The 22,240-nt window shown below is 56.6% G+C and carries 26 protein-coding genes and 1 other RNA gene; 14 read left to right on the top strand and 13 right to left on the bottom strand.

Features of this window, described 5'->3' with window-relative positions; all coding sequences use genetic code 11:
- Nucleotides 1–40: 40 nt before the first annotated feature.
- From BUQ90_RS14225 to BUQ90_RS14245, 5 genes are all read left to right on the top strand, one after another.
- Entirely contained in the window at nucleotides 41–463 is a 423-nt protein-coding gene (locus BUQ90_RS14225; protein WP_074205803.1) for a hypothetical protein, read from the top strand.
- 63 nt (nucleotides 464–526) lie between these two features.
- Complete coding sequence (locus tag BUQ90_RS14230; RefSeq protein ID WP_074206449.1) at nucleotides 527–1,735, top strand: hydrolase; 1,209 nt, start codon at nucleotides 527–529, stop codon at nucleotides 1,733–1,735.
- The gene (locus BUQ90_RS14235) at nucleotides 1,732–2,742 is read left to right on the top strand and encodes an arginine N-succinyltransferase (protein ID WP_074205804.1); all 1,011 of its coding nucleotides are present in this window, start codon (nucleotides 1,732–1,734) and stop codon (nucleotides 2,740–2,742) included. The genes BUQ90_RS14230 and BUQ90_RS14235 overlap by 4 nt, the downstream gene beginning before the upstream one ends.
- A complete protein-coding gene (locus BUQ90_RS14240) occupies nucleotides 2,739–4,007 on the top strand; it encodes an N-succinylarginine dihydrolase (protein WP_074205805.1) in 1,269 nt (422 codons plus the stop codon). The genes BUQ90_RS14235 and BUQ90_RS14240 overlap by 4 nt, the downstream gene beginning before the upstream one ends.
- Before the next feature lie 94 nt (nucleotides 4,008–4,101).
- Nucleotides 4,102–4,332: a hypothetical protein gene (locus BUQ90_RS14245; RefSeq protein WP_074205806.1), complete on the top strand. Its 231-nt coding sequence runs from the start codon at nucleotides 4,102–4,104 to the stop codon at nucleotides 4,330–4,332.
- A gap of 72 nt (nucleotides 4,333–4,404) precedes the next feature.
- On the opposite strand, the gene ssrA is transcribed toward BUQ90_RS14245, so the two are convergent.
- Nucleotides 4,405–4,747: a transfer-messenger RNA gene (gene ssrA, locus BUQ90_RS14250) on the bottom strand.
- 71 nt (nucleotides 4,748–4,818) lie between these two features.
- Nucleotides 4,819–5,250, bottom strand: coding sequence for a large conductance mechanosensitive channel protein MscL (mscL, locus tag BUQ90_RS14255; RefSeq protein WP_074205807.1), 432 nt, complete (start codon nucleotides 5,248–5,250; stop codon nucleotides 4,819–4,821).
- A gap of 143 nt (nucleotides 5,251–5,393) precedes the next feature.
- Between mscL and BUQ90_RS14260 the strand changes: the two genes are divergently transcribed.
- From BUQ90_RS14260 to BUQ90_RS14275, 4 genes are read left to right on the top strand one after another with little or no spacing between them, the layout of a single operon-like run.
- Nucleotides 5,394–5,990 (top strand): LemA family protein, encoded by a 597-nt coding sequence (locus BUQ90_RS14260; RefSeq protein WP_074206450.1) that lies wholly within the window; start codon nucleotides 5,394–5,396, stop codon nucleotides 5,988–5,990.
- The gene (locus tag BUQ90_RS14265; RefSeq protein ID WP_074205808.1) at nucleotides 5,990–6,829 is read left to right on the top strand and encodes a TPM domain-containing protein; all 840 of its coding nucleotides are present in this window, start codon (nucleotides 5,990–5,992) and stop codon (nucleotides 6,827–6,829) included. The genes BUQ90_RS14260 and BUQ90_RS14265 overlap by 1 nt, the downstream gene beginning before the upstream one ends.
- Nucleotides 6,829–7,506 carry a TPM domain-containing protein gene (locus BUQ90_RS14270; protein WP_074205809.1) on the top strand — a complete coding sequence of 226 codons (678 nt, stop codon included), beginning with the start codon at nucleotides 6,829–6,831 and terminating at the stop codon, nucleotides 7,504–7,506. Before BUQ90_RS14265 ends, BUQ90_RS14270 begins: the two co-directional genes overlap by 1 nt.
- A gap of 26 nt (nucleotides 7,507–7,532) precedes the next feature.
- Nucleotides 7,533–8,024: an NUDIX hydrolase gene (locus BUQ90_RS14275; protein ID WP_074205810.1), complete on the top strand. Its 492-nt coding sequence runs from the start codon at nucleotides 7,533–7,535 to the stop codon at nucleotides 8,022–8,024.
- Here the strand turns inward: BUQ90_RS14275 and upp are convergent.
- From upp to BUQ90_RS14290, 3 genes are all read right to left on the bottom strand, one after another.
- Complete coding sequence (gene upp / locus BUQ90_RS14280) at nucleotides 8,021–8,650, bottom strand: uracil phosphoribosyltransferase (RefSeq protein ID WP_074205811.1); 630 nt, start codon at nucleotides 8,648–8,650, stop codon at nucleotides 8,021–8,023. The genes BUQ90_RS14275 and upp overlap by 4 nt on opposite strands.
- 113 nt (nucleotides 8,651–8,763) lie before the next feature.
- Nucleotides 8,764–9,042: an ETC complex I subunit gene (locus BUQ90_RS14285; RefSeq protein ID WP_074205812.1), complete on the bottom strand. Its 279-nt coding sequence runs from the start codon at nucleotides 9,040–9,042 to the stop codon at nucleotides 8,764–8,766.
- Nucleotides 9,043–9,067: 25 nt separating this feature from the next.
- On the bottom strand, nucleotides 9,068–10,081 hold the full coding sequence (locus tag BUQ90_RS14290; RefSeq protein ID WP_074205813.1) for a polyprenyl synthetase family protein: 1,014 nt from the start codon (nucleotides 10,079–10,081) through the stop codon (nucleotides 9,068–9,070).
- A gap of 140 nt (nucleotides 10,082–10,221) precedes the next feature.
- On the opposite strand from BUQ90_RS14290, the gene BUQ90_RS14295 reads away from it, so the two are divergent.
- Both BUQ90_RS14295 and BUQ90_RS14300 read left to right on the top strand, forming a co-directional pair.
- Entirely contained in the window at nucleotides 10,222–10,506 is a 285-nt protein-coding gene (locus BUQ90_RS14295) for a chorismate mutase (RefSeq protein WP_074205814.1), read from the top strand.
- Between the two features lie 222 nt (nucleotides 10,507–10,728).
- The gene (locus BUQ90_RS14300) at nucleotides 10,729–11,490 is read left to right on the top strand and encodes a PEPxxWA-CTERM sorting domain-containing protein (protein ID WP_074205815.1); all 762 of its coding nucleotides are present in this window, start codon (nucleotides 10,729–10,731) and stop codon (nucleotides 11,488–11,490) included.
- A gap of 73 nt (nucleotides 11,491–11,563) precedes the next feature.
- On the opposite strand, the gene BUQ90_RS14305 is transcribed toward BUQ90_RS14300, so the two are convergent.
- The 4 genes from BUQ90_RS14305 to BUQ90_RS14320 all read right to left on the bottom strand — a co-directional run bounded on the left by BUQ90_RS14305 (nucleotide 11,564) and on the right by BUQ90_RS14320 (nucleotide 14,855).
- Nucleotides 11,564–12,880, bottom strand: a complete 1,317-nt coding sequence (locus BUQ90_RS14305) for an ATP-binding protein (protein WP_074205816.1) — start codon at nucleotides 12,878–12,880, stop codon at nucleotides 11,564–11,566.
- A 95-nt stretch (nucleotides 12,881–12,975) separates the two neighbouring features.
- Nucleotides 12,976–13,641, bottom strand: a complete 666-nt coding sequence (locus BUQ90_RS14310) for a response regulator transcription factor (protein ID WP_074205817.1) — start codon at nucleotides 13,639–13,641, stop codon at nucleotides 12,976–12,978.
- 97 nt (nucleotides 13,642–13,738) lie between these two features.
- Nucleotides 13,739–14,047, bottom strand: coding sequence for a PepSY domain-containing protein (locus tag BUQ90_RS14315; protein ID WP_239447441.1), 309 nt, complete (start codon nucleotides 14,045–14,047; stop codon nucleotides 13,739–13,741).
- Between the two features lie 70 nt (nucleotides 14,048–14,117).
- Complete coding sequence (locus tag BUQ90_RS14320; protein ID WP_159437117.1) at nucleotides 14,118–14,855, bottom strand: SIMPL domain-containing protein; 738 nt, start codon at nucleotides 14,853–14,855, stop codon at nucleotides 14,118–14,120.
- A gap of 142 nt (nucleotides 14,856–14,997) precedes the next feature.
- Here BUQ90_RS14320 and BUQ90_RS14325 point away from each other — a divergent pair, with 142 nt between their 5' ends.
- The gene (locus BUQ90_RS14325) at nucleotides 14,998–16,821 is read left to right on the top strand and encodes an ABC-F family ATP-binding cassette domain-containing protein (RefSeq protein WP_074205818.1); all 1,824 of its coding nucleotides are present in this window, start codon (nucleotides 14,998–15,000) and stop codon (nucleotides 16,819–16,821) included.
- 4 nt (nucleotides 16,822–16,825) lie between these two features.
- On the opposite strand, the gene BUQ90_RS14330 is transcribed toward BUQ90_RS14325, so the two are convergent.
- Nucleotides 16,826–17,416, bottom strand: coding sequence for a DUF6456 domain-containing protein (locus BUQ90_RS14330; protein ID WP_420812022.1), 591 nt, complete (start codon nucleotides 17,414–17,416; stop codon nucleotides 16,826–16,828).
- 17 nt (nucleotides 17,417–17,433) lie between these two features.
- On the opposite strand from BUQ90_RS14330, the gene BUQ90_RS14335 reads away from it, so the two are divergent.
- Both BUQ90_RS14335 and BUQ90_RS14340 read left to right on the top strand, forming a co-directional pair.
- Nucleotides 17,434–17,997 (top strand): helix-turn-helix domain-containing protein, encoded by a 564-nt coding sequence (locus BUQ90_RS14335; protein ID WP_074206454.1) that lies wholly within the window; start codon nucleotides 17,434–17,436, stop codon nucleotides 17,995–17,997.
- A gap of 19 nt (nucleotides 17,998–18,016) precedes the next feature.
- Nucleotides 18,017–19,207, top strand: coding sequence for a glycosyltransferase (locus BUQ90_RS14340; RefSeq protein WP_074205819.1), 1,191 nt, complete (start codon nucleotides 18,017–18,019; stop codon nucleotides 19,205–19,207).
- Here the strand turns inward: BUQ90_RS14340 and BUQ90_RS14345 are convergent.
- From BUQ90_RS14345 to secD, 3 genes are read right to left on the bottom strand one after another with little or no spacing between them, the layout of a single operon-like run.
- A complete protein-coding gene (locus tag BUQ90_RS14345; RefSeq protein ID WP_074205820.1) occupies nucleotides 19,204–19,584 on the bottom strand; it encodes an Mth938-like domain-containing protein in 381 nt (126 codons plus the stop codon). The two genes, BUQ90_RS14340 and BUQ90_RS14345, sit on opposite strands and share 4 nt — an antisense overlap.
- A gap of 24 nt (nucleotides 19,585–19,608) precedes the next feature.
- Nucleotides 19,609–20,592 (bottom strand): protein translocase subunit SecF, encoded by a 984-nt coding sequence (secF, locus tag BUQ90_RS14350; protein WP_074206455.1) that lies wholly within the window; start codon nucleotides 20,590–20,592, stop codon nucleotides 19,609–19,611.
- 12 nt (nucleotides 20,593–20,604) lie between these two features.
- A complete protein-coding gene (gene secD / locus BUQ90_RS14355) occupies nucleotides 20,605–22,209 on the bottom strand; it encodes a protein translocase subunit SecD (protein ID WP_074205821.1) in 1,605 nt (534 codons plus the stop codon).
- Nucleotides 22,210–22,240 lie beyond the last annotated feature (31 nt).

Genomic DNA, 22,240 nt, shown 5'->3' on the forward strand with positions numbered 1-22,240 from the left:
GCTTGCAGTGTCAGCCAAGACGGTTCAAGCTGGGTGTACAATGAATACCACCAGCAAAATGACCGTTCTGGAAAACATACTCGAGCGCGCGGCGACGCAACTTGGTGATGTCACCGAGCCGGTCATGGCCCAATATTATTCGGATCATCCAAACGCGCAGCAATCCTTTCGCGAACACGGGCTGGGCAACACCCGGAAGCTGGAAGCCGAGATGGTGGAAAGCGTGCTGTACTGCATCATGAACTGGCTCGAACGCCCACAGGAAATCCGGATCATGTTCGGCAGCACCGTGCCGCATCATGAGGACACATTGCGGGTCAGTTCCGACTGGTTCACGGGCCTCGTCGATGCCGGTATTGCCGTAATTGATGAAACCATCCCTGCCTCCGAAAACGAGGAACGCCAGGTCCTGCAGGAAATCCATGCGGGCCTGACCAGCGTGGTGAAGGAAGCGCGCATCTGAAATCGCTCGGGACTGTAGCGGAATCAGGTGACAGCGTTTGATTTCAAATGCTATCAGTTCGCCATGTCCGTTACTTCCCTCCCGGAAAAACCCCTGCTCGAAAAGGCAAACGACCTGCCGCTGCTCGCGCGGACCGAGGAATGGGCCAAGATCAACAGCGGTTCGACCAACCTGGATGGCCTGAAAACCGTCGCCGGCATGCTTGCCGATGCCTTTGCCGTCCTGCCGGGAGATATCCGGTTTGTTCCACCAGACCCGGTGGAAGCTGTCCGCAAGGATGGCAGCATTGACCGGATTGAACGCGGCGAGCATCTCCTTGTCTCCGTTCGACCTGAGGCCCCAAACCGGATCCTTCTGACCGGTCACATGGACACCGTGTTCCCGATCGATCATCCGTTTCAGACACTTGCCTGGCTGGAAGAAGGGATATTAAACGGTCCCGGTGTCGCGGACATGAAGGGCGGCATCTCCGTCATGCTCGGGGCATTACAGCTGCTGGAACAGAGCCCTGTGGCATCGCAGCTCGGTTATGACATCATGATCAACAGCGATGAGGAAACCGGCTCTGCATCTTCGGCAGAACTGATCAAAAACTGTGCGCAGGGCAAAATGGCGGCGCTGACCTACGAACCGGCGCTGCCCGACGGCACACTCGCCGGTGAACGGGGTGGCAGCGGGAATTACTCCATCACCTTCACCGGAAAAAGTGCACATGCCGGGCGCAATCCGGATGACGGGCGCAATGCTCTGATCGCAGCTTCCGACATGGCGTTGCGGCTCAAGGCCCTGCATCGACCGGGGCTCAGCGTGAACCCCGCAAAGATTGATGGCGGGGCCCCGAACAATGCCGTGCCGGATCATGCGATATTGCGCGTGAACTTTCGCCCGAAGACGCTGGATGATCAGGACAAAGCTGAAAACGCGCTGGCCGAAATGGTGCAGGTGATCGCAAAGGAGCACGACCTCGCAGTGCATTGCCACGGCGGATTTGGTCGTCCACCCAAGCCAGTGGATACGCAGGCAGACAAGCTGTTCCACCTCGTGAAGCAGTGCGGACGGGAGCTCGGCCTCGACATTTCCTGGCGCAGCACCGGTGGTGTTTGCGATGGCAACAATATCGCAGCTTGCGGAATACCGGTCGTCGATACTATGGGCGTGCGCGGGGGTTCCATTCATAGCCCGGATGAATTTCTGATCACGGAAAGCCTGGTGGAACGCACACAATTATCAGCGCTGACCATCATGCGCATGGCCGAAAAGGGAGGGATATGAGTTTCCGGATACGTGCTGCGCGAATGGAGGATCTCCAGCATCTCTACGAAATGGCGAAGCTGACGGGCGGAGGTTTCACCAATCTGCCGGCCGACAAGCCGTCGCTGACCGCAAAACTGGAACGCTCGCAACGCGCCTTTGATCGTACAACCGACGAACATGGCAATGACCTGTTCGTCATGGTCCTGGAAAATGTCGAGACCGGCATGGTCCGCGGAACATCGCAATTGTTCACCAAGGTCGGGCAAAGCTGGCCCTTCTATTCCTATCGGCTGAGCACCCTGTCCCAAACGAGCAAGGAGCTGGACCGGACGTTCAGCGCCCAGATGTTGTCACTGGTCACCGATCTGGAAGGGTCCAGCGAAGTCGGCGGCCTGTTCCTGCACCCGAATGAACGTGCCGGTGGTCTGGGCATGCTGCTGGCCCGTAGTCGCTATCTGTTCATCAAGGAACACCGGCCCCGTTTTGGCGACAAGATATTCGCCGAATTGCGCGGCGTGATTGACGAGGCTGGCGGATCGCCCTTTTGGGACGGATTGGCCGGACGATTCTTCGGCATGAGTTTTCAGGAAGCCGACTATTTCAATGCGATCCACGGCAACCAGTTTATCGCCGATCTGATGCCCAAACATCCGATCTATACCGCGATGCTGAGCGAGACTGCGAGAGCAGCCATTGGTGTACCACACCCGAATGGGCGGGCGGCGATGCGGATGCTGGAGAACGAGAATTTCTCCTATGATGGCTATGTCGATATTTTCGATGGTGGGCCCACCATGATTGCAAAAACCGACGACGTGACCAGTGTGCGCAACAGCAAGGAAGCGAAGATCAGCCGGATTGATGTCGGCAAGACCAAAGCGATTATTTCGCACGGTCATCTCAATGATTTCCAGGCAACCTATGCGATGATCGAGGAACTGGATGACGGCCTGACCATCGATGGCGAGGCGGCTGACAATATTGGCCTCAGCGTGGGCGACACAGTGCGATACATCCCGCGATGAGCAAGCTTGTTGAAATCAATTTCGACGGGATTATTGGCCCCAGTCACAATTATGCCGGGTTGAGCCGGGGGAATATTGCTTCGTCAAAAAATGCGGGCGAAACAGCGTTCCCGCGAGAAGCAGCTCTGCAAGGTCTGGCGAAGATGCGGCACAATATCGATCTCGGACTGACGCAGGGCTTTTTCATGCCGCTGGACCGGCCAAATACCGACTGGCTGGCCTCGTTGGGAGCGGACATTGCTTCCGCTGACCCGCATGTTCGGGCCGCGGGTTATTCGGCTTCTTCGATGTGGGCTGCCAATGCTGCGACGGTGTCACCTGCGCCGGATAGCGTGGACGGGAAATGCCATCTGACGGTCGCCAACCTGCGGACCATGCCCCACCGCAGCCACGAATGGCCAGGAACGCTCGCCCAGCTCCGGCTGACCTTTGCCGATGACCGGCATTTTGCCGTGCACGAACCGGTTCCGGCGGCCTTCGGAGACGAGGGTGCCGCCAATCATATGCGGCTGTGCTCCGGGCATGAGGCACCCGGTCTGGAGATATTTGTCTATGGCGAAAGTGGTGGTCCCTTCCCTGCGCGCCAGCATCTGGAAGCGAGCAAAGCGGTGGGCAGATTGCACCAGCTCGATCCGGCGCAAGTGATATATACGCAGCAATCAAATACGGCCATTGCCGCCGGCGCCTTTCACAATGATGTTGTAGCAGTCGCCAACGGCCCGGTGCTATTCGCCCATGAACAGGCTTTTGAGCAACCCGACGAACTCTATTCGGAAATTTCCGAAAAATTTCCTGAAGCGGAAATAGTCACTGTGCCGGCCGACAAGGTCAGCCTGGCGGATGCCATCACCTCCTATCTCTTCAATGCCCAGCTGGTGACGCTTCCGGATGATGGCGGCATGGCGCTAGTTTTGCCGACGGAAGCGCGGGACAATGCGGCTGTGTGGAGATATCTGGAAGAACTGGTCGCCGGCAACGGGCCCATTCGCAAGCTCTGTCCCGTAGATGTCCGGCAATCCATGGCCAATGGCGGCGGACCGGCCTGTCTCCGGCTGCGTGTCGTCGCCGACCCGACCACGGTCGATGACCGGTTCATGGCCACGCCGGACAAACTGGTCGCTATGGCTGCGGTCATCAAGAAAAACTGGCCGGAGAGCATCAGGCCAGCACAATTGAGAGATGCCAAACTGGCGGAGCAGATCCAGTCCGCACGCCTCGCATTGCTCGAGCTGTGCGATCTCTCAGAACTCGTATCATCCGAATGACCGAAACTGTCGATTTAATTTACAGTTAACTACTGCCACCAGCCCATAATCGGCAGTTTTCCGGGCTTGGCATAAGCCTTGCTTTTATTAATGCATGTGGAAAAAATTCAAACGCCTCTTTGTTATCAAGACCAAATTTGAAGCTTTCCTCATAACCTATGCCCTGGCCACCGGAGCCGTGGCCCGCGGTCAGGCCTATATGGTTCAATATCCCGGCATCGGGGGGAAATTGCTTTTTCTTGCCGCCACTGGTGCCGTATTCATGGCTGGCGCAAAAATGCTCGAGGCGATTGAATTGCACAAGGCCTATGGCGACGATTACTGAGTCTCGCCCGCATTACCAATTCATGCAGAGTTGAACGGCGGGGGTTTCTGTTGCTCGGCACCCCCAGGCCGCCGGTATCCCTTCTGTTGCCCGGTGGGTCCAACCGCGCTTTAACTTCTCAAGTTACAACCGTGAGGTCGTTGGCTTAAGCCGCTACTGCGAGTGCTTCGTTATCGTTTGCACTTATAAAATGAGCAATCACGGCATACTCAGGCCGGGTAAAAACAATGCTTTTCAACACACGTCGATCCTGGTTCGGCCCCGTCAACAAGGATGCCTCAAAGCCATCCGAAATGGTGGAGCCGCCGGGTACTGCCCCCGGGTCCGCTGTGCCTATTGCACATCACAATTTATCACCATAGTCCGCCGAAGCGAACGAGCCCTATATAGGCGGATATTTCTGAATGAAAAGCGAATGCATAAAAAACGGGTGCGGAATCCACATTTCGCACCCGTTTGTTTCTGATATAAATCGCTGACTATAAACTATTTTTTCAGATTGTCCCGGATTTCGGTCAGCAGATCAATCTCGGTCGGACCGGATTCCTCCGCTGCCTTCTCTTCTTCCATCTGTTTCATCACCTTGTTGGCATAGCGCACGATCAGGAAAATGATGAAGGCGAGGATCAGGAAATTGATGACAACCGTCAGGAACTGCCCCCAGCCGAGCATCGGTACCCCGGCTTCCTTGAGTGCCGCATAATCGTCCATGGCTCCGGCATAATCCGACGGCGGTGATCCCAACAGGATGAACATGCTCGAAAAGTCGGGCGTGCCCAATATCGCGCTGACAATCGGCATGATCACGTCCTCGGTCAGTGAGGTGGTGATGGTGGCAAAAGCTGCGCCGATGATCACGGCCACAGCCAGGTCGAGTACATTCCCTTTGAGAATGAATTCCTTGAATTCGCTAAACATGCTGGTCCTTCCCTTTGTTAGTCGGCCCATAACTGCCCGAATCCGGCGATATTGTCGAGAGAAGCCGTTGAAATCCGGCAGCAAAATCCCTATTTTTACAATTGGAAGCGGCGTTCAGCCGCGATGATGGAGGATTTTCACACATGGCGAGCAATTTGATCAAATTCCTGATGATACCGGCTGTCGCACTGTCGCTCAGCGCCTGTGGCATCAACAGTGTCCCGACCGCAGAAGAACAGGCCAAGGCCAAGTGGGCGGATGTCGAGAGCACTTATCAAAGGCGGGCGGACCTCATCCCCAATCTGGTGGAAACCGTGAAGGGGTTTGCGGCGCAGGAACAGGATACGCTGACGGCAGTGGTGGAAGCCCGAGCCAAAGCGACATCGATTCAAGTCAGTGCCGATGATCTCGGAGACGCCTCGAAAGTTCAGGAATATGCAGCTGCGCAGGGCGCGTTGTCACAAGGTCTCGGCCGGCTGCTGGCAACAGTGGAAGCCTATCCCGACCTCAAGTCGAACCAGAATTTCCTGGCCCTGCAAAGCCAGCTCGAGGGCACGGAAAACCGGATAAACGTGGCACGCCGGGACTATAACGAAGCCGTCCGGCAGTATAACACCACAATCCGCACCTTCCCCGACATTATCGGTGCAAAGATCATTCACGGCGCTGAACCAATGGAGCCCTTTGCAGCAACCACCGAAGGTGCGGAAGAAGCGCCAGAAGTGAATTTCGGCAACTGATGCCCCACGCCCGCTCACGTTCCGCCAGCTCATTGTTTGCGGCCATCTTTCTTGCCTTCCTGCTGCTCGTCTCTCCGGCGCATGCGCAGACATTTCCCGAGCTCACCGGCCGGGTTGTCGACCAGGCGAACCTGCTTGATCCCGCCCAGGAAGCGGATCTGACGGCGCGCCTGGAAGCGCTGGAAATGCAATCGAACCGGCAGATGGTGGTCGCCACGATCAACAGCCTCGAAGGCTATGACATTGAAAGCTATGGCTATCAGCTGGGGCGGACATGGGCCATTGGTCAGGATGGCGAAGGCGAGACCGAGAAAGACAATGGGGTGATTTTGCTGGTTGCGCCAAATGATCGCAAAGTGCGCATCGAGGTCGGCTACGGACTGGAAGGCATCATGACCGATGCCCTGTCGAGCATCATCATTCAGAACGACATCCTGCCGCAATTCCGCAACGGGAACATGGCTGGCGGGATCATGGCCGGGGCCGACCGGATCACGACCCAGCTGACCCTGCCCGAAGACGAAGCCCGGTTGCTCGCCCAGGAAGCCGGACAACGGGCCTCCAGCCGAAGTGATGATGGTGAAAATGTTGGCCTGATCATCTTCTGGGCGTTCGTCCTGATCTTTTTTGTCATCATTCCCATGATCCGGGCGCGAAAGGGTGGCAAGCGCTATCGCGGTGGTGCGGGCCCGGTTGTTATCTGGGGCGGCGGCAGTTCGGGCTGGGGTAGCAGCAGCGGCGGTTCCAGTTGGGGCGGCGGTGGTGGCGGCTTTGGCGGCGGCGGATTCAGCGGCGGGGGCGGCAGCTTCGGCGGCGGCGGCGCGTCGGGAGGCTGGTAATGGGGAAAGTCAGCCAGTTTACCGGTGATGATCATCGTATTGTCACCACCGCCGTGTCAGAAGCGGAAAAGGCCACCGATGGTGAAATCGTCACAATAGTGACAGCGGAATCCGATCATTATGGGGACGTGGCATGGGCCATATCCGGGCTGGTAGCCCTCACTGCCCTGCTCGTCATCAGCCTTTTTCCGGAATGGTATCTGGGCATAGTTGACTGGCTGTCCGGAGGATGGAGTGGAATCACCGCCCTGCCCTATTGGGCCCTTTTCGCTTTTGCAGCGCTGAAATTCTTTGGCACGCGGCTGATCCTCATCTGGAAGCCTCTGCTGTTTGTGCTGATCCCGCCACCGATCAAAAATGCGCGGGTTCGAAAACGGGCCGTTTCGCTGTTCACCGTATCCACCGACCATCGCACGGTCGGACGAACCGGCATCCTGCTCTATCTTTCGATGCGGGAACATCGCGCAGAGATTGTGGCAGATGACGCAATTGTCGAGAAGGTCGAGTCTGCTGTCTGGGGCGACGCCATGGTCGCTCTGATCGATCTCGTTCGCGAGGGCAAGCCCGGCGAAGGCATGGCAGAAGCGGTCCGGCAAATGGGCCTGGTATTGACCGAACATTTCCCGAAAACCGACAACAACCCCAACGAACTGCCTGACAGGCTGATCGAACTTTGAGCAGTTCCGAGCCGCCAGTGGAAACGATGTGGGAAGGCCGTTTCATCACGGCCAGACGTCAGGGCAAGTGGGAATATGTTGCCCGCAGTCGCGGCATTCGGGCTGCGGTCATCCTCGCTATTGACGAAGGCCACGTTCTTCTTGTGGAACAATTCCGGGTCCCGTTGGGGCGGAACTGTATTGAATTGCCTGCCGGGCTGGTTGGCGATGAAACCGCCGGCGAAGCCGCCGATATCGCGGCGATCCGGGAACTCGAAGAAGAAACCGGTTATCTCGCGGAAAGCATGGAGGATTGCGGAGAATTTTATTCCTCTCCCGGTATGGTTTCCGAGAGTTTTTCTCTTTTTCGTGCAATAGGGCTGACCAAAACGGGTGACGGTGGCGGTACTGACGGGGAAGATATCATCGTGCACCGGGTACATCTCGATAAACTGGATCAGTTCATCGCCACCAAACGCGCGGCTGGAGCCGGCATCGATGTAAGGTTGCTGCTCCTGCTGCCGTTCGGCCAACCCTAGTCAGTTCCAAAAATCCTGTCACCAGCGTCGCCCAGTCCCGGGTAAATATATCCGTTTTCATTGAGCCCCTTGTCCAGTGCTGCAGTGACGATTGGCACGTCCGGATGGGCATCCTGCATCGCCGCCACACCGTCCGGCGCGGCAACCAGGCACAAAAAGCGCAGATCTTTCGCCCCTGCCTCCTTGAGAAGGGAAATGGTGGCAATCGCAGAGTGTCCGGTTGCGAGCATCGGATCGACCACAATGACTTGTCGCTGGTCCAGCTGCTCCGGGACCTTGAAATAATATTGCACCGGTTTCAGTGTCTCTTCGTCCCGGTAAAGACCGACAAACCCCACCCGCGCCATCGGGACCAGGTCAAGCACACCATCGAGCAGCCCATTGCCCGCCCGGAGGATCGAAACCAGTGCCGGTCTCCTGCCTGTCAGAACCGGGGCCTCCATTTGCTGCATCGGAGTATCTATTTCCCGGGTTCCGCTTTTTAGATTGCGCGTGATCTCATAGGCCAACAGGTGGCTTGTTTCACGCAACAGCTGACGAAACTGGTGTGACGGGGTCTGAACATCCCGCATGTGACTGAGCTTGTGCTGTACGAGCGGATGATCAACGACCGTCAGGTGTTTCATGAAGATACGCTTTCTGTTTCAATTCCCGGACTTTGTCCTTGAATTTGCTTTAGCGCATTCGTCAGCGCTGATCACCGTCTCTATTGAAAAGTCAAAATTCCTGTTCTGGCGGACTACCGAAAATTGTCGGCATAGGCCTGGATTTTGAGGGTTTTCTGCGGCGACTCCGTTACCGAATAGGCGATGCCATATTTGTCAGCATAAGCCCTGGCAGCTTCCATATCGGGAAATGACAGCTCAATCTGACGACGGGTATCGCCCGAACCTGCCCAGCCGGTCAGCGGATCGGGCTTGCGGGCCTCTGCCGGTTCAAACTGCAATATCCATTTGTCCGTGAGGGCCTTGCCTGATTGCATGGCATTCATGGGATTTTGAAAAATTCTGGCAGCCATCAGTGATTCCTCGTGCGTTTCGCTGCTAATAAGCCCGCGAAATGGCAAATTCAACTGCTTCAATGAGCGCCGCTTTCGCCTTCCCTGCCGGGAAGGTTCCCAATGCATCAATCGCGCGTTGACCATAGTGGCGAGCCCGGGAAATTGTGTCTTCAATGGCCCCGGTGCGCTGCAACAGCGACGTAGCGTGAGCCAGGTCATCCCCGGAGGTCTTGTGACCGATTATCGCATCTTTCCAGAACTGGCGTTCTTCATCACTGCCGCGCGCATAGGCCAGAATGACCGGCAATGTCACTTTACCTTCGCGAAAGTCATCGCCCGCGTCCTTGCCCATTGTTTCGCTGTCAGAGCTGTAATCAATGGCATCGTCAACCAGCTGAAACGCAATGCCGATATTACGTCCGTAGGCATCGAGTGCCAGTTCGGTTTCCTCGTCACGCTCAGCAACGACTGCAGAAATCCGGCTGGCTGCTGCAAACAAGGCCGCCGTCTTCGATCCGATGATGTCCAGATACCGGTCCTCGCTGGTGTCGATCTTGCGCTGAGCGGTCAACTGGTTGACCTCTCCTTCGGCAATGACAGCGGACGCGCTGGAGAGGATTTTCAGCACCTTCAGTGAGCCGTCTTCAACCATGAGCTCGAACGACCGGCTGAACAGAAAGTCCCCCACCAGAACCGTTGCCGGATTACCGAAAATCAGGTTTGCGGCAGTTTTGCCCCGGCGCAAATCCGAGCCATCCACTACGTCGTCATGGAGCAAGGTCGCCGTGTGGATGAATTCCACAGCGGCAGCAAGTTTGAAATGCCGTTCGCCTTCATAGCCGATGAGCTTGGCAGCTGCGAGGGTCAGCATCGGCCGCATCCGCTTGCCTCCGCCGGCAATCAGATGCCCCGCGAGCTCCGGAATCAGTGGGATGTCGGATTGCATGCGATCAAGAATAACGCTGTTCACCGCATTCATGTCATTGGCGACAAGCGTCATGAGGGGTTCAAGCGATGGTGCGTCGTCGCGACCGATATGATGAATGGATGCGCTCATGTTGCTGGGGATGTGGCAAGGGAGAGCGGATAACGCAAGTCAAATCGCTGCAAGACAAGGTGTGGTTTGCAAAACCTGCCTGCCGGTATATGGGAGACCTTCACCGGCAACAGGATTTCAGAAAGTCAGGTCAGCACGCAATGGATGATACGCTCAAACGCTACCGGGAAAGCATCAACAATATCGATGCGGCGCTCGTCTTCATGCTGGCTGAACGTTTCAAGGTCACGCAGGCTGTCGGGGAGTATAAGGCAAGAAATCAGCTGCCACCGGCAGATCCCGGGCGCGAGAAGGAACAAATCGCCCGATTGCGGCAGCTTGCCAGCGATGCGCGACTGGATCCGGAATTTTCCGAGAAATTTCTGCGTTTCATCATCGATGAAGTCATAAGGCATCACGAGCAAATTATTGAAAAATCTGGATAATATTTCCTTTGGATACGAAAGTAATACTATCCGGACCTATCTGACCCAAAATGAGACAAGCCAGGGATTGACAGGCTGTACAAATGATTTGTGCTGCGCCGCAGGATTCACTATATATTAACCAGCTTGAGTCGGAAGATTCGGGCTTTGCGTGTGGGTCGCGCAACGAATTGACGAAACTATCTGTGAGTTCAGTATCAGATCGTTTCAAAGGGGCTATTTATGATCAAGCTGATGAAGTTTGCCTTGGCAGGAGCTTTGGCCGTGACGGCTATGGCGCCAGCGCATGCAGCTTTTGTGTTCAATTTCAACGGCGGGAATAGTTCGCTTACCGGGCCGGATGGCAATGGCCGCATCTTTTCTGCAACCGACAATGGCATGACAATAAACGTCCGGGCTTCGGCTTGGTCGATCAACACCAGCAACGTTGTTCGCAATGGTTATCTCGGCCATTACTCGAGTGGCCTCGGCGTGACCAACCGCAATGAGGGATCATCGGGGCATGTGGCCGACAATAGTGTCAGCAAGGATTTCATTCTGCTGCAGTTCGATCAGGCCGTTGATGTCAACGGGTTCCGGCTCAACTTCATTGACGAAGACAGCGATATCGTGGCTGGCTTCAACAACGTGAACTTCGCCTGGAACGCGGCCGTGCCCAATCTGGACAATCAGAACGTGGCCGCGCTGAACGCACTCTTTCCGTCCCTGATCGACTATAATGGCGGCGATGGCGGCAACAACAGCAGCTCGTTCCGCTCGGTCAATGCGGCAAATAACAGTGGCAATTTCTGGCTGGTTGGACCGAAGTTCAGCAGTTCCAACGACTCCTTCAAGCTGGGTCTGGTCAAAGCCGATTTCGTTGCCCCGCCACCAGCCATTCCGGAACCCGGAACCTGGGCGATGATGATCATCGGCTTCGGGGCGATCGGCGGCGCGATGCGCAGTCGTCGGCGCAAGTCCGCGATGAAAGCCAGCATCGCCTGACATTCCGGGTCCGTCAGCGGATCCATATACAAGTTTGGTATGAAATCTCCGCGTCCCTTTCGCGGAGATTTTTTTATGGAGCCAGAAACGATCGCGGCAAACGAAGCCGGACAAGCAGTCCGCCCAGGTCTTCGCTTTCTTCCAGAGATACCGTGCCTTCGTATATTTCGGCCACGTCCCGCACGATTGCGAGGCCAAGCCCTGTCCCTGGCTTTCCGGTATCGAGACGCACGCCGCGATCAAAAATCCGCTGGCGTTCCTCTTCGGGAATGCCTCGTCCATCGTCCTCGATCAGCAGATCAACAAAATCATCCCCGGGTTCGACAGTGATGAAAACGCTGCCTCCGCCATATTTGGCGGCATTTTCGACGAGATTGCCGATCATTTCGTCGAGGTCCTGACGCTCCACGGAAACCGATGCTTCCTTGTCTCCATCAATATCGATCCGGACATGCTTGTAGAGCCGTCCGACAGCCCTTTCCACTGCCTGCAGGCTCGGCCAGACCCGGGCCATGCTATGGGCATGCCCGCGACGACCGACCGCACGGGCCCGCGCGAGATGGTGATCCACCTGACGTCGCATCACCCCAGATTCCCGGATGACGGTATCGGCCAGATCATCGGCTTTGGCGGTCGCACTGTTCATGATGACCGTCAGCGGAGTCTTGAGAGCATGCGCCAGATTGCCGGCATGGCGGCGGGCCTCTTCTGCCTGTTTCTCATTATGCTCAAGCAACTGATTCAGTTCCTCGACCATGGGAGTTACTTCATTGGGCATCGGCTCGCTGACTCGCCTCTGCTGGCCGGTTCGCATTTCCGATATCGCCTTGCGGATCTTCCGCAACGGCCAGAGGCCATATAGCGTTTGCAGGGCGGCCATGCCGATCAGGCCGAGCGCCAGAAGCAGGAAGCTGTTGATCAGAATAGCGCGGATTTCAGCTATCTGAGCGGTCAGGCTTTCCTTTGCGGAGGCCACCTGGAATGACCATTTCGTGTCGGAATCCGGCAATATGATCGTCCGTCCGACGATCCGCAGGGGCTCGTCGGAAAACTGATTGCTTTCCACAATGTACACGTCGGTATCGTCATAGTCGAAATTGGGTTCAAGCCGCCGGTCCCAAAGGGAACGCGAATAGAAGTCCGGTTTGTCCTGCCCGCTGATCTGCCAGTAGGCGCCGCTATTGGGCTCATAAAACCGCTGGTCACCAAGCGGGCGGTTGAGGAAAATCTCTCCGTCCGGGCCAATCTCGGCCGAGGCGATCATGGCGGTCAGGACATATTCGAGCTGATTATCGAAATTGCGGGTTACGGCACTGACCAGAACGCGGTCCAGCAACAGACCACCGCCCAGCAACAGGATCACGATCCATGCAGCCGCAATACCGATCATCCGGCGTCCCAGAGACCCAGTGGTCCGGGTGCCGATCAGGCCGGAACGTGCCTCTGGCGCATCGTCCGCTGGCAGGTCTATTTTGCTCGTCTCATTCAGCCTGCCGGATCCTCCAGACTATAACCCAGCCCCCTGATGGTCGAAATGACATCTGCACCCAGCTTCTTGCGGATACGTGTCACAAAAACTTCGATAGTATTGGAATCGCGGTCAAAATCCTGATCATAGATATGCTCGATCAGCTCGGTTCGGGACACCACCTTGCCTTTGTGGTGCATCAAATAGGACAGCAACTTATATTCCTGAGCCGTCAGTTTTACCGGACTGCCATCAAGTGTAACCTTGCCGGAACGGGTATCCAGACGCACATCCCCTGCCGTCAGTTCGGAAGACGCATTTCCGGAAGCACGACGAATGAGAGCCCGCAATCGGGCGATCAGCTCTTCGGTCTGGAAGGGTTTGGCAAGATAATCATCCGCACCAGCATCCAGCCCGGCCACCTTGTCCGACCAGCTGTCCCGCGCGGTGAGAACGAGCACCGGAAAATTGCGCTCTTCTTTCCGCCAGCGATCCAGCACCGTCAGCCCGTCAATCTCGGGAAGTCCGAGATCCAGGATCACCGCATCATATTCTTCCGTCGATCCCATGAAATGGCCATCTTCGCCATCGGTGGACAGGTCGATGGCATAGCCATTGGCTTCAAGGGTGGATTTCAGCTGCTGACCAAGAGTGGGTTCGTCTTCAACGATCAGAACACGCATGCAAAATCTCCGGTAACCTGTTTTGATTTTCGGAAGGGTATATCACCATGACAGAAACGCACAATGATCAAATAGGGTCCGGAAGGCCGCGGCAAAATCAGCGGCGGCGACGCAAGATCGATCCGGTTCGCGCATCGACGTCGACAAATATGACGCGTCCTTCGCGAATGAATTTCAGCCGGTAAACCTGTGAGGCGGCATCATATTCCGGCCCGATATACTGACTTCCTGACATTTTGGGCAAAACCCGGTTTTCGATAGACCGGATCGACTGCACCTTGCCGGCCAGCATTTGCGCGCGCGCGGCATTTTGCTCATTGCTGGCCTGGCCGGCGCTTGCGGGCGCCGAAATGGTCGCCAGACCAAAAGCCGCAAATAGCGGAACAAGAAGATTTTTTCCCATCATCGTGCCTTCCTCCTAGTCTTTTGGCTTTGAACCAAAGGTGAATGGGCAATTCACTCAATAGCGAATATTGTTAAGGAATCATTTCGAAACTGATTTGAAGAGTCACGCTGGTCCCCACCTGACCGGCCGATATCGGGACACTGGCATCGGCTTCGGCGACCATCGCCCGCATCGGGACCGGTCCAGCCGGCGAGCTGTTCCGCAGAGTTTCCGAGATGGACAATAATTTGACTCCGGAAAAGCCCGATATTGCAGCGTAGGACTCAGCTTGTTCCCTCGCAGATTGCAATGCCCGGTTACGCGCCTGCTCCTTCAGTTCACTGTCATCCCGGACACTGAAATAGGGGCCGTTCAGACTGGTCGCCCCACCTTCACTGACAAGCGCATCCAGTATGCGGCCCAGATCATCAAGGTTTCGGACTTTGGCACTGACCTGATTGGACACCCGATATCCGGTGAACCGGTTCTCACGGGTGGACCGATCATAGTCATAATTGGCGTTCAGGCTTATTCCCGTCGTCTGGATATCCTTTTGCGCTATTCCGAGGGATTTCAGCTTGTCGATCAGAACCCGGACTTGCCGCGAATTTTGGCGCAACGCCTGCGTGGCAGTAGCAGCCGTGGTTTCAACACCCGTGCTGAAGGAAGCCGTATCAGGAACGCTTTCCACCGTTTCGGTGACGCGGAGATCGACCACAGGATGTTGTGCAGAAATCTGGACCTCTGCTGCCTGCAGGGTCACCGGAGTCCAAAAGGCCAATGCCGCACTCGCAACGAGGCTAGCTGGAAGCCGAGGCATTTTGTGCATGTGAAACCCTCCCTTGTGATGATGACTTATGACGCGATAACTGAACAAAGGCAAAATGGTTTCCCCACGAGTTGGGAAAGGAAAGGGTTTTTCCCAACTGGGGGCTTGAGCAAAGGCGGTCTTCCCCCTAACCGGCTTGGATATGTCCCAGCCACCCATCCTGTCCTATGAAGGGCTTTCTCTCCACCAGGGAGAAGGCATGCTGTTTCGCGATCTCGATATTCATGTGGGACCGCGGGACAGGCTGGCGTTGATTGGTCGCAATGGCGCAGGAAAAACCACATTGCTCCGCTTGCTCGCCGATCAGATTGAGGCGGACAAGGGGCGCCGCATGATCCAGCCGGGCACAAATATTGTCATGCTGGAACAGGAACCGGATTTTGCACCGTTCGAAACGCTTCTGGATTTTGCTGTTGCGGGCGATCAGGGCCCAGCTGTTCATGACGTGGAAGCGATTGCAGACCAGTTGGGCATCAATCTTTCCATCAAGGCGACCAAAGCCAGTGGCGGGGAAAAACGGCGTGCTGCCATTTGCCGGGCACTGGCATCCGAACCGGATCTGTTGCTGCTTGATGAGCCGACCAATCATCTCGATCTGGGGGCGATCAACTGGCTCGAGCAATGGCTCGGTCGATATAGTGGTGCTTTCATCACCATTTCCCATGACCGCACCTTTCTCACCCGGCTGACGAAACAGACAGCCTGGCTCAACCGCGGGGCCCTCCGCCGTCAGGAGGTTGGATTTGGCGGATATGATGCCTGGATGGAGAAGATCCATGCCGACGAGGCGCAGGCGGCGAGGAAACTCGATGCCCGGCTGAAGCTGGAAGCACACTGGCTGGAGCGCGGAGTGACTGCCCGGCGCAAGCGCAACCAGGGACGCCTCGAAAAACTTTACGAAATGCGGGCACAGCGCGCAGCGATGATTGGGCCTGCCGGAACGGCGGCTCTGAAGGTCCAGAGCGATGACAGCCGGACGAAGTCGGTAATTACCGCCGAGCATGTATCAAAGACATTTGGCGATGGTTCCAACAAACGAACGGTAATCCGCGACTTCTCCCTGCGCATTCAGCGGGGGGATCGTATCGGGCTCGTTGGCGCCAATGGTGCGGGCAAAACAACCTTGCTGAAAATACTCACCGGTGAACTCGCCCCGGACACAGGTCAGGTCACGCTGGCAAAGACACTGAGCGGCATATTTATCGATCAGCAACGCAAATTGCTGGAACCCGGTAAGTCCGTGCGCGATATTCTGGCGGACGGTAGCGACTGGGTCGATGTCCGCAGGGTCAAAAAGCATGTTCAGGGTTATCTCAAGGATTTTCTTTTTGCACCCGAGTTGATCGATGCGAAGGTCGGAACCCTTTCCGGCGGAGAGCAGTCGCGCCTCCTGCTCGCGCGGGAATTTGCCCGCATGTCGAATCTGTTGGTCCTCGACGAACCAACCAATGATCTGGATCTGGAAACCCTGGATCTGCTCCAGGAAGTCATCGCCGACTATGACGGAACCGTGCTGCTGGTCAGCCATGACAGGGATTTTCTGGACAGAACGGTTACTGTCACGCTCGGGCTCGATGGCAGCGGAGAGGTGGACATTGTCGCCGGTGGCTATGCGGAATGGGAAGCCAAACGCAAGGCCAAACCTGGTACCAAACGAAAGAGCGCATCGACATCCCGGGAAAAAACAACCGCACCCAAGACCGCTTCCCCGTCACAGTCTCCTAAAAAACTCGGTTATAAAGATCAGCGGGACTATGATCTGCTTCCGGCGCGGATCGAAGAGATTGAGAGCAGGATATCGGCGATTGCAGAAGCACTTTCGGATGCGGACCTTTATAATAGCGATCGGGAACGGTTTGACCAACTGACAGCAGAAAACACCGCACTTCTTGCCGAAAAAGACGAGGCCGAGATGCGCTGGCTGGAACTGGCGGAACAGGTTGAAGCCATGGAAAAGGCCCGATAATCGCTTAACCCGGCAAACGATAAAAATCGGCGAGACGGTCCAGAGCAATCCTGAGCACAATCTTGCCTGATCGGGCTGGCCAATTGAGGTTTCGCTCTGCATTTGGGACCGTTTCCCCGGCACAGATAACCCGCCAGGCAATATCATGCAGGTCTTTGCCCAATGCGCTTTGAGCCGCTTCAAAACGCTGCCTTGCAGAAATCTGCACTTCCGATGGCTCGAGATGTTGTTCCCCGGACCTTCGGTTCTGATCCCTCGGGACCAGGGACCAGTTCATGGTTATCCCCGGGGCCATATGGGCGCGCTCCCAGTCCTCCCGCAGTTTTTCTCCTGCATCCAGTTGCCGGTCGGTCAGATGACCACGAGCATGCAGCCATGCCAAAGGAGACTCCGCCAGGTTGACCGTGACGCTGCGCGCCGGTCTTCCGGATCTTCCCGACTTCTTCCTCTTCTTTTCCCTTCCGTCTTGCGGGACGGGTCTTTCGACCAACAGACTAGGATCTTCAGCTGTCTTGGGTGATCTGTTCACTGGCATCTCCATTTCGTGGCAAAGACTCTTGCCATTTTGGAGATAATGTAGGAAAGAAAAAACCATATAGGTTGGAGCTGAATATGATCAATCGCATTCGTGATGTCCGAAAAAACCGGGGATTTACGCTGGATGAAGTCGCCAGACGCTGTGAGCCCCCGACAACGGCCCAGACGATTGGACGGCTGGAAACCGGGACCCGGACATTGTCGCTCGACTGGCTCAACCGGATTGCCGATGCGCTGGGCGTGGACAGCACCGCCCTCCTGGCACTTCCCGATCAGGATAACATTCCGGTCGCCGCGACTCTCGATCACAAGGGTGCGCATGCACTGACCCGGACCGAAACAATTCATCAGCCGACGGTTGAGGCGGGAATGGTCGCCCTGCGCATCAAGAGCAGTACCGGTGACTATCGGGCCGGTGACGATCTCTGGCTCTCCCGCCGCACACCAGACGACTATGCCTCTGCCCTCAACCGCGATGTGCTGGTGCCGCGCCCCGGCGGGCGTTTTCTGTTTGGCCGGCTGATCGGACGGGAGGATGGCAAGCTGCAGATCCTGCCACTCGCCGCCGGAGCCCGCCAGCAGATTGTCAGCGACCCTGCCTGGATTGGCGTCGCGGTCCGTCTTGTCCGGTCATTGTGATCCGCACTTCCAGATCCCGATGACCAGACCGCTTCGCATATTGACCCTGTCGACTTTGTTTCCGCACGCGGGAGCAGCAAATTTCGGCATATTCGTCGAACGCCAGACGGCAGAGCTTAATCGTCGGGCCGAGGCAGATGTTACCGTCATCAATCCGGTCGGGTTGCCGCCATGGCCGCTCAGCAAATTGTCCCGGTACCGGGACATGGTTGGTCTTGCAACCCATGAATTGTGGAATGGCCTCAGGCTGTTTCGTCCGCGTTTCCCGCTGATTCCGGGAATGAGCGGGAAGAGCAATCCGGATCGCATATACCGCGCCATCTTGCCGCTCGTGCGCCAGCTCCATGAGGAGAATCCCTTTGAACTGATCGATGCGGAATTCTTCTACCCGGACGGACCAGTGGCTATGCGGCTGTCGGAACAGCTGGATATTCCGTTCAGTATCAAGGCGCGCGGCGCGGATATTCATCACTGGGGGAACCAGCCGGGATGCCAGGATCAGATTCTGGCCGCCGCTGACAAGGCAGCCGGTCTGCTGGCTGTGTCGTGCGCACTCAAGCAGGACATGATCGATCTGGGCATGATCGGTGACAGGATCACAGTCCACTATACCGGTGTCGACCAGTCGCAGTTTCAGCCGGTCAATCGTGAGAAGATGAAAGCCGAAATGGGGATTGCCGGCCCGCTTCTCATTTGTACCGGCGCGCTGATCCCGCGCAAGAACCAGGCGCTCATCATCAAAGCCATGACCGCCTTTCCCAATGCCCGGCTCATTCTGGCGGGCTCGGGACCCGAGGAGACAAATTACCGGCGCCTCGCCGACAGGCTGGGTGTTGCCGGTCAGGTGCAATTCATGGGGAATGTGCCGCATCAGAAGCTGGCTGCGCTGACGGCCGCAGCCGATATAGCGGTATTGGTCTCGCGTTCGGAAGGTTTGGCCAATGCCTGGGTTGAGGCGCTGGCATGCGGTACCCCGATCGTGATCAGCGCGGCAGGCGGCGCGAAGGAGCTGCTTGCAAACCCTGATGCTGGCAGAATTGTCGAGGAAAATCCCGACGCCATTGCCGAGGCGATCCGGTCAATTCTGGCCAGTCCGCCAGATCAGCAGGCGGTGCGCGACACAGTCTCTGGTTTCAGCTGGGAATCCAATGGCGATCAGTTACTCGCCCATTTTCAGCGGATCGATTCGGACGGGCGCATCGGCAACTAGGACAGCGGGAGCAACGCCCCGATAATCCATCGCTCTTCCGCCCGCAAAACACCCCAGATACGAGCTGCGGCCCGGCTGTCCATCACTTCGATGCCGATATTCATCGCTTCCGCTTCCTTGCGGAAACCGGCCGGTGGCTGCTGCATCGCGGGACCGGAACCAAAGAGCAAAAACTCGGGAGCCGGATCGAGTTGCAAGCTGTCCACAATATCTCTCAAACTCAGATCTGCGAAAGCCGGTGCGTCCCACGCGAGCGATTGAAACGGCGAAATCAACAAGCCGCTGTCGATACGCTCGGTGCCCACCTTGAAACCGTCCGCTGTGAACCCGGTAATCACCGGTCCTTCAAAATCGACATCCTTGCGCAGTTCAACCATGGTCGGGCCATCCGGTCACTTCGATCAGCCGGCCTGTTCCGGACCGCCCAGCTTCTCGGCCTTACCATTGTCGGCATCGGCTGGAATGAAGCTGTCCGGACCGACCTTCAGCCAGATCAGTATCGGTGCAGCCATGTAGACGGATGAGTAAGTACCGATCAACACACCAAGGAACATCGCGACCGAGAAACCAAAAATGACGTCTGGCCCCCAGATAATCAGAGCCAGCAGCGCGACCAGCATGGTCAGGCTGGTCATCACGGTCCTGGCCAGCGTTTCGTTCACCGACAGGTCGAGCAGCGCAACAATGTCCATCTTGCGATATTTCTTCAGGTTTTCGCGAATTCGGTCATAGACGACAATCGTATCGTTCAGCGAATAGCCGATGATTGTCAGCAGCGCTGCCACGATGTTGAGGTTAAACTCCAGCTGGGTCAGCGCGAAAAATCCGAACGTCAGCGAGACGTCATGAAACAGCGCGAACAATGCCCCTGCCCCGAATTGCCATTCGAAGCGGATCCAGATGTACAGGGAGATGGCAAGCAAAGCACCCACCAGTGACCACACACCTTTGGAGAGCAGTTCCTCCGACACTTTGCCCGACACGGAATCGACCGAGTCCGGTTTATCGATGCCATAGTCCGATTTCAGCAGCTGGACGATTTCGGCGGTCATTTCATTGGCGGCTTCGGGACGTTCCTGCGCTTCATCGGGCAAGCGCATCCGGATCGAAACCTGGTTGGGTTCGCCGAATCGCTGGATCGTGGCTTCGCCATAGCCGAGACCGCCGATACTCTCGCGCAGCTCGCTGACCGGAGCTTCCTCGCGATCTTCGAACGTCACCTGGATCATTTGCCCGCCGACAAAGTCGACGCCGAAATTCAATCCCTTTGTCGCGACCAGCGCGAAGGAACCAATGATCATCAGCACGCTGATCGCGACAGCGATGTTCCGCCATCTCAGAAAGCCGATATTGGTATTGTCGGGAACAAGTTTGAGAAGTTTCATGACCATTCCCTCCTATATCACCAGCTCTTGCGGCCGCTTCCTGCGCAACCACAGGGCGACCCACATGCGTGTTACGACAACAGCCGTGAACACCGACGTACAGATCCCGATGATCAAAACGACGGCAAAGCCACGAACCGGACCAGAGCCGAAAATGAACAGCAGCAGGCCGGCAATCACGTTGGTGATATTCGCATCAAAAATGGCGCGGGACGCCTCCTTGTAGCCGACTTCCACGGCCTGGATAATGCGCCTGCCCCGCCTTCGCTCTTCGCGTATGCGTTCATTGATCAGCACATTGGCATCGACAGCCGAACCCACCGTCAGGATGAAGCCCGCAATACCGGGTAGTGTCAACGTCGCGTTGAATATCGCCATCACGCCCAGGATCAGAAACAGGTTCAGCGTCAGCGCCATGTTGGCGTAGAAACCAAAGCGGCCATAGGTGACCACCATGAATGTCAGCACGGCAACCGTGCCAATAATGGCCGCCAGCATGCCTTTTTCGATCGAATCCTGACCGAGGTCCGGACCAACCGTTCGCTCCTCAACCACTTTCAGTTCGACGGGCAGCGCGCCGGATCGCAGTGCAATCGACAACTGGTTAGCGCTTTCCACCGTGAAATTCCCGGAAATCTGTGCCGATCCACCAAGAATCGGTTCATTGATATTCGGCGCCGAAAGAACCTCTCCATCCAGGATGATAGCAAATGGCCGGCCCACATTGTTTTGCGTCAGACGTGCAAACCGGGCCCCGCCCTCGGTATCGAAAGTGATATTGACAACCGGTGCGTTGGTTTCCTGATCAAAGCCCTGCCCCGCATCGGTCAGCTTGTCGCCCGATATTCCGCCCAGGCGTTTGACCGCAATGTTGGGGATACCGGTCGGATTGTCGGGATAGGGAAAAATCTGGCTGCCAACCGGCGCGCGACCGGACGCAACCGCATTGGGATCGGCCTCAAAATCGACCAGCTTGAATTCCAGCTTGGCCGTCTGACCAAGCAGAGCTTTGAGGGCTTCCGGATCTTCGAGACCAGGAACCTGCACAACAATCCGCTCATCACCCTGCCGGATGATGGTTGGTTCTCTTGTTCCCATTTCATCGATTCGGCGCCGGATCACGTCGGTCGCCGTATCCATGGCATTATCAACCGCAGTTTCGAGACCGGCAGATGTCGGGGTCAGGACAAAACGCGTATCATCGCGAACTTCTATGTCCCAGTCCCTCTGTCCGGTCAGACCGGCACCGGTAGTCAGCGGCAGCAATTCTTCCCGCGCCGCATCAACTTGTGTGGAGTCGCGCACCATGAAGGACAGAACCCCGTCCTGCCGCGAGATGTCGCCAATATTGATCCGGGGATCAGCCCGGCGCATGACCGCGCGGACGGATTCTTCCATCGTCTCCAGCCGGGTACGGGCGACATCGGCCGGATCCGCTTCAAGGAGAATATGACTGCCACCGGACAGGTCGAGACCCAGGTTGATGGTTTCATCCGGAAGGAAAGTCGGCCAGTATTTGTGGCTCTCTCCAAAAAACAGACTGGGCAGAGACATCAGCACGCCAAAAGCGAGCAACAGGGAGATGGCAATCACTTTCCAGCGCGGAAAATCTAACATGTCAGACTAGTATCCCAATATTTCCGACCCG

It is taken from the genome of Parasphingorhabdus marina DSM 22363 (assembly GCF_900128895.1).
GTDB classification, from domain to species: Bacteria; Pseudomonadota; Alphaproteobacteria; order Sphingomonadales; family Sphingomonadaceae; genus Parasphingorhabdus; species Parasphingorhabdus marina.

What these genes read in the sequence shown, in the direction of transcription:
- BUQ90_RS14225 (WP_074205803.1), top strand. Translation starts at nt 41, where the DNA reads ATGAATACCACCAGCAAAATGACCGTTCTGGAAAACATACTCGAGCGC.
- BUQ90_RS14230 (WP_074206449.1), top strand. Translation starts at nt 527, where the DNA reads ATGTCCGTTACTTCCCTCCCGGAAAAACCCCTGCTCGAAAAGGCAAAC.
- BUQ90_RS14235 (WP_074205804.1), top strand. Translation starts at nt 1,732, where the DNA reads ATGAGTTTCCGGATACGTGCTGCGCGAATGGAGGATCTCCAGCATCTC.
- BUQ90_RS14240 (WP_074205805.1), top strand. Translation starts at nt 2,739, where the DNA reads ATGAGCAAGCTTGTTGAAATCAATTTCGACGGGATTATTGGCCCCAGT.
- BUQ90_RS14245 (WP_074205806.1), top strand. Translation starts at nt 4,102, where the DNA reads ATGTGGAAAAAATTCAAACGCCTCTTTGTTATCAAGACCAAATTTGAA.
- mscL (WP_074205807.1), bottom strand. Translation starts at nt 5,250, where the DNA reads ATGTTTAGCGAATTCAAGGAATTCATTCTCAAAGGGAATGTACTCGAC.
- BUQ90_RS14260 (WP_074206450.1), top strand. Translation starts at nt 5,394, where the DNA reads ATGGCGAGCAATTTGATCAAATTCCTGATGATACCGGCTGTCGCACTG.
- BUQ90_RS14265 (WP_074205808.1), top strand. Translation starts at nt 5,990, where the DNA reads ATGCCCCACGCCCGCTCACGTTCCGCCAGCTCATTGTTTGCGGCCATC.
- BUQ90_RS14270 (WP_074205809.1), top strand. Translation starts at nt 6,829, where the DNA reads ATGGGGAAAGTCAGCCAGTTTACCGGTGATGATCATCGTATTGTCACC.
- BUQ90_RS14275 (WP_074205810.1), top strand. Translation starts at nt 7,533, where the DNA reads ATGTGGGAAGGCCGTTTCATCACGGCCAGACGTCAGGGCAAGTGGGAA.
- upp (WP_074205811.1), bottom strand. Translation starts at nt 8,650, where the DNA reads ATGAAACACCTGACGGTCGTTGATCATCCGCTCGTACAGCACAAGCTC.
- BUQ90_RS14285 (WP_074205812.1), bottom strand. Translation starts at nt 9,042, where the DNA reads ATGGCTGCCAGAATTTTTCAAAATCCCATGAATGCCATGCAATCAGGC.
- BUQ90_RS14290 (WP_074205813.1), bottom strand. Translation starts at nt 10,081, where the DNA reads ATGAGCGCATCCATTCATCATATCGGTCGCGACGACGCACCATCGCTT.
- BUQ90_RS14295 (WP_074205814.1), top strand. Translation starts at nt 10,222, where the DNA reads ATGGATGATACGCTCAAACGCTACCGGGAAAGCATCAACAATATCGAT.
- BUQ90_RS14300 (WP_074205815.1), top strand. Translation starts at nt 10,729, where the DNA reads ATGATCAAGCTGATGAAGTTTGCCTTGGCAGGAGCTTTGGCCGTGACG.
- BUQ90_RS14305 (WP_074205816.1), bottom strand. Translation starts at nt 12,880, where the DNA reads ATGATCGGTATTGCGGCTGCATGGATCGTGATCCTGTTGCTGGGCGGT.
- BUQ90_RS14310 (WP_074205817.1), bottom strand. Translation starts at nt 13,641, where the DNA reads ATGCGTGTTCTGATCGTTGAAGACGAACCCACTCTTGGTCAGCAGCTG.
- BUQ90_RS14315 (WP_239447441.1), bottom strand. Translation starts at nt 14,047, where the DNA reads ATGATGGGAAAAAATCTTCTTGTTCCGCTATTTGCGGCTTTTGGTCTG.
- BUQ90_RS14320 (WP_159437117.1), bottom strand. Translation starts at nt 14,855, where the DNA reads ATGCACAAAATGCCTCGGCTTCCAGCTAGCCTCGTTGCGAGTGCGGCA.
- BUQ90_RS14325 (WP_074205818.1), top strand. Translation starts at nt 14,998, where the DNA reads ATGTCCCAGCCACCCATCCTGTCCTATGAAGGGCTTTCTCTCCACCAG.
- BUQ90_RS14330 (WP_420812022.1), bottom strand. Translation starts at nt 17,416, where the DNA reads ATGGTTTTTTCTTTCCTACATTATCTCCAAAATGGCAAGAGTCTTTGC.
- BUQ90_RS14335 (WP_074206454.1), top strand. Translation starts at nt 17,434, where the DNA reads ATGATCAATCGCATTCGTGATGTCCGAAAAAACCGGGGATTTACGCTG.
- BUQ90_RS14340 (WP_074205819.1), top strand. Translation starts at nt 18,017, where the DNA reads ATGACCAGACCGCTTCGCATATTGACCCTGTCGACTTTGTTTCCGCAC.
- BUQ90_RS14345 (WP_074205820.1), bottom strand. Translation starts at nt 19,584, where the DNA reads ATGGTTGAACTGCGCAAGGATGTCGATTTTGAAGGACCGGTGATTACC.
- secF (WP_074206455.1), bottom strand. Translation starts at nt 20,592, where the DNA reads ATGAAACTTCTCAAACTTGTTCCCGACAATACCAATATCGGCTTTCTG.
- secD (WP_074205821.1), bottom strand. Translation starts at nt 22,209, where the DNA reads ATGTTAGATTTTCCGCGCTGGAAAGTGATTGCCATCTCCCTGTTGCTC.